Origin of the sequence: Hydrogenophaga sp., from assembly GCF_028698005.1 — a bacterium.
Taxonomy (GTDB): Bacteria; Pseudomonadota; Gammaproteobacteria; order Burkholderiales; family Burkholderiaceae_C; genus Hydrogenophaga.
This window is the reverse complement of the sequence record NZ_JAQVEJ010000209.1, coordinates 1-4,096: the sequence shown is the minus strand read 5'-3', so window position 1 is coordinate 4,096 and position 4,096 is coordinate 1. Positions and strand designations below refer to the sequence as shown.

Annotated in this window: 4 protein-coding genes; 1 reads left to right on the top strand and 3 read right to left on the bottom strand. The window is 69.2% G+C overall.

Annotated features, from left to right (window positions below; translation table 11 throughout):
• Nucleotides 1-210 (top strand): FAD:protein FMN transferase (locus PHQ87_RS14780; RefSeq protein ID WP_300235989.1); only part of this gene is annotated, 210 nt, incomplete at its 5' end.
• Between the two features lie 27 nt (nucleotides 211-237).
• On the opposite strand, the gene PHQ87_RS14775 is transcribed toward PHQ87_RS14780, so the two are convergent.
• The 3 genes from PHQ87_RS14775 to PHQ87_RS14765 all read right to left on the bottom strand — a co-directional run.
• Nucleotides 238-2,526, bottom strand: a complete 2,289-nt coding sequence (locus PHQ87_RS14775) for an NADP-dependent malic enzyme (protein WP_300235987.1) — start codon at nucleotides 2,524-2,526, stop codon at nucleotides 238-240.
• A 71-nt stretch (nucleotides 2,527-2,597) separates the two neighbouring features.
• Nucleotides 2,598-3,851, bottom strand: a complete 1,254-nt coding sequence (locus PHQ87_RS14770) for a M20/M25/M40 family metallo-hydrolase (RefSeq protein ID WP_300235985.1) — start codon at nucleotides 3,849-3,851, stop codon at nucleotides 2,598-2,600.
• Between the two features lie 6 nt (nucleotides 3,852-3,857).
• On the bottom strand, nucleotides 3,858-4,096 hold a 239-nt coding region (locus PHQ87_RS14765), incomplete at its 5' end, for a M20/M25/M40 family metallo-hydrolase (RefSeq protein ID WP_300235984.1).

Here is a 4,096-nt window from a genome sequence, read left to right as displayed (position 1 = left end):
CCCGTGCGCAACGACGTGGCCTCGGTCACGGTGTTGGCGCGCCAGTGCATGCACGCCGATGCCTGGGCCACGGCCCTGCTGGTGGCCGGCCCCGGCGAGGGGCTGGCGCTGGCCCAGCGCGTCGGGCTGGAGGCGCTGTGGCTGTTGCGCCGCGAGGGCGGATTGACCGGGCTGGGGCTGGGCCGTTTCGGCACCACCGGGGCGGCTTGAACCGCCCCCGCCCCCGCCCGTGCCCGCTCAGCCGACGTGGCTGGCCGCTGCCAGGGCCGTCATGTTCAGCACCCGGCGGACGGTGGCCGCGGGCGTGAGGATGTAGGCCGGGCGGGACACCCCCATGAGGATCGGGCCCACGGTCACACCGCTGCTGCTGGTTTCCTTGAGCACGTTGTAGAGGATGTTGGCCGCATCCAGGTTCGGGCAGATCAGCAGGTTGGCCGAGCCGCTCAGTGTCGAGTCGGGCAGGTAGGCGTTGCGGATCTCGGGCTTGAGAGCCGCGTCGCCATGCAGTTCACCGTCGCACTCGATGTCCGGGTGGGCGGCGACAAACAGGTCGCGGGCCTGGCGCATCTTCTTCGCGGACGCGCGCTTGGACGAACCGAAGCTGGAGTGCGAGAGGAAGGCGACCTTGGGCACGATGCCGAAGCGCTGCACCTGCTGGGCCGCCATGAAGGCGATTTCGGCCAGCTGCTCGGCGCCCGGGTCCTCGTTGACGTAGGTGTCGGCGATGAAGATCGGGCCACGGTGGTTGGCCATCAGCGCGTTGACCGCGGCGTAGTTGATCACCCCCGGCTGCTTGCCCAGGACGCTGTCGATGCGTTCCAGGTGCGTGTTGTAGTTGCCCACCAGTCCGCAGATCAGCGCGTCGGCATCACCAAGCGCGACCATGAGCGAGCCGATGACGGTGTTGGAGCGGCGCACCGCGGCCTTGGAAACCTCGGGCGTGGCACCGTCGCGCGCCATCAGCTTGTGGTAGTGCTCCCAGTACTGGCGGAAGCGCGGATCGTCCTCGGGGTTGACGTTCTCCACGTCCACACCCAGGCGCAGGCGCAGGCCGGCCTTGGCGATGCGCGCCTCGATGACGGCCGGCCGGCCGATCAGGATCGGGGTGGCCAGACCGTCGTCGATCGCCATCTGGGCGGCACGCAGTGCGCGCTCGTCTTCGCCGTCGGCAAAGGCCACGCGCTTGTTGGCCGCCGGCACGGCCTTGGCCGCGTTGAAAATCGGGCGCATCAGGATGCCCGTTTGCGTCACGAAGCGGGCCAGGCTCTCCTTGTAGGCGGCCATGTCGGCGATGGGCCGGGAGGCGACGCCGGAGTCGGCGGCGGCCTGTGCCACGGCCGGCGCGATCTTGAGAATCAGGCGCGTGTCGAACGGGGTCGGGATCAGGTACTCGGGGCCGAAGGTGAGGTCCTGGCCGACGTAGGCCGATGCCACCTCGTCACTGATCTCGCTCTTGGCCAGGTCGGCGATCTGGCGCACGCAGGCCAGCTTCATTTCTTCGGTGATCTTGGTCGCGCCGCAGTCGAGTGCGCCGCGGAAGATGTAGGGGAAGCACAGGACGTTGTTGACCTGGTTCGGGTAGTCGGAGCGGCCCGTGGCGATGATGCAGTCCGGGCGCGCGGCCTTGGCCACCTCGGGGCGGATTTCGGGTTCGGGGTTGGCCAGCGCCAGGATGATGGGCTTGTCGGCCATGGTCCTGACCATCTCGGCCGTGAGCACGCCCGGGGCCGAACAGCCCAGGAACACGTCGGCGCCGTTCACGGCATCGGCGAGGGTGCGCGCCTCGGTCTTCTGCGCGTACTGCGCCTTGGACTCGTCGTAGCCGCCCGGGCGGCCTTCGTAGATCACGCCCTTGGAGTCGCACATGAAGACGTTCTCGCGCCGGATGCCCAGGCCCACCATCACGCCCACGCAGGCGATGGCGGCGGCGCCCGCGCCGGAGACGGCGACCTTGACGTCCTCGATCTTCTTGCCGACCAGCTCCAGCCCGTTGAGCAGGGCGGCGCTGGAGATGATGGCGGTGCCGTGCTGGTCGTCGTGGAACACCGGGATGTTCATGCGCTCGCGCAGCTTCTTCTCGATGTAGAAGCACTCGGGCGCCTTGATGTCCTCCAGGTTGACGCCGCCGAGCGTGGGCTCCAGCGCCGCGATGATCTCGACCAGCTTGTCCGGGTCGCGCTCGGCCAGCTCGATGTCGAACACGTCCACGCCGGCGAACTTCTTGAACAGGCAGCCCTTGCCCTCCATCACCGGTTTGCCGGCCAGTGGCCCGATGTCGCCCAGGCCCAGCACGGCGGTGCCATTGGTGATCACGCCCACCAGGTTGCCGCGCGCGGTGTACTCGGCGGCCAGGGTCGGATCGGCCTGGATGTCCAGGCAGGGGTAGGCCACGCCGGGCGAGTACGCCAGCGACAGGTCGCGCTGGTTCGACAGGGGCTTGGTCGGTGTGACAGCGATCTTGCCCTTGTAGGGGGAGCGATGGTATTCGCGTGCGGCGTCGCGCAGGGCTTGTTCGGCGGGGGTCATGTGTTCTCCAGATACTGCCCGCCCCAAAAAAAGGCGGGCGATTATTGTGGCACGTCTGACTGCCCCCGCCCTTACAGGTCGTGGAGGATGTCCAGCAGCGTGCGCGCGATGACCTGGGTGGCGCGGCGCAAATCCTCGAGCACCAGGTGCTCGTCGGCCCGCTTGGCGTTCGATTCGCGCACCGTGCGGGGCCCCGCGCCGTAGATCACGCCGGGGATGCCGCGCTCCGCGTACAGACGCACATCGGTGTACAGGGGCGTGCCCACGGCCGGGATCGGCGCACCGAACCGCTCCTGTCCGTGTCGCTGGATGGCCTGCACCAGCGGCCGGTTGCCGGGCAGTGGCTGCATGGCGCGCGCCAGCAGGATGCGCCGGACGTCGACGTGCACGCTGCGACCGCCGCGTGGCGGGTCGAAGCTGGCGGCGGCGGCTTCGATCGTGCGGCGCAGGGCGGCCTCGACCTCGGCCGGGTCTTCCTCGGGGATCATGCGCCGGTCCAGCTTGAGCACCACCTTGCCCGGCACGACGTTGGTGTTGGTGCCGCCCTGGATCAGGCCGACGTTGAGGTAGGGGTGGCTGATGCCCTCGACGCCGGAGGTGACTTTCAGGTAGTCGCGGTTGAGCGCGTACAGCGCACCCAGGATGTGGTGGGCCGCCTGCAGCGCATCGGTGCCGCTGTCGGGGATGGCGGCGTGCGCCATGTCGCCATGCACTGTCACCTCCAGTTGCAGACAGCCGTTGTGCGCCACCACGACCTGGTAGCTGAAGCCGGCGGCGATCATCAGGTCGGGATTCGTCAGACCATGGGCCAGCAGCCAGCCCGGGCCGAGCTCGCCGCCGAACTCCTCGTCGTAGGTCACGTGCAGTTCCACGCCGCCCTTGAGCGGTGCGCCCAGCGCCTCCAGCGCCCGGATGGCGAAGGTGAAGGTGGCGATGTCGCTCTTGCTCACGGCCGATGCGCGGCCATAGAGCCTGCCGTCCTCGATCTCGCCGCCATAGGGGTCGTGCGTCCAGCCCTCGCCGGGCGGCACCACGTCGCCGTGCGCGTTCAGGGCGATGGTCGGGCCGCCAGCGGCGTAGCGGCGGCGCACGATCAGGTTGGTGATGCTTTGCAGGCCGGCGGCCCGGACCTCGTCGTCGGGCACCGGGTGCGACTCGGCCGGCAGGCCCATCTGCGCGAGCAGCGCGGCCGTGCGGTCGGCGTGCGGGGCGTTGTTGCCGGGTGGGGTGTCGGTGGGTACGCGCACCAGCTCCTGCAGGAAGCGCACCTGCTCGTCGAAATGCTGGTCGATCCAGGCGTCAAGTTTTTGTTGGGGCGTGGTCATGGGGGTTCAGTCCTTGTCCTCGGCAAGTTGCTCAAGCACGTGGCCGAAAGCGCGCACGGCCAGGTCCATGTCGTCGGCGGTGCTCGATTCGAGCGGGTTGTGGCTGATGCCGCCGTTCTCGCCGCGCACGAACAGCATCGCCTGCGGCATGATCTCGTGCAGCTTCATGGCGTCGTGGCCGGCACCGCTGGGCATGCGGTGCACGGGAACACCCAGCGCCTGCACGGCGCGCTCCCAGCGTGCCT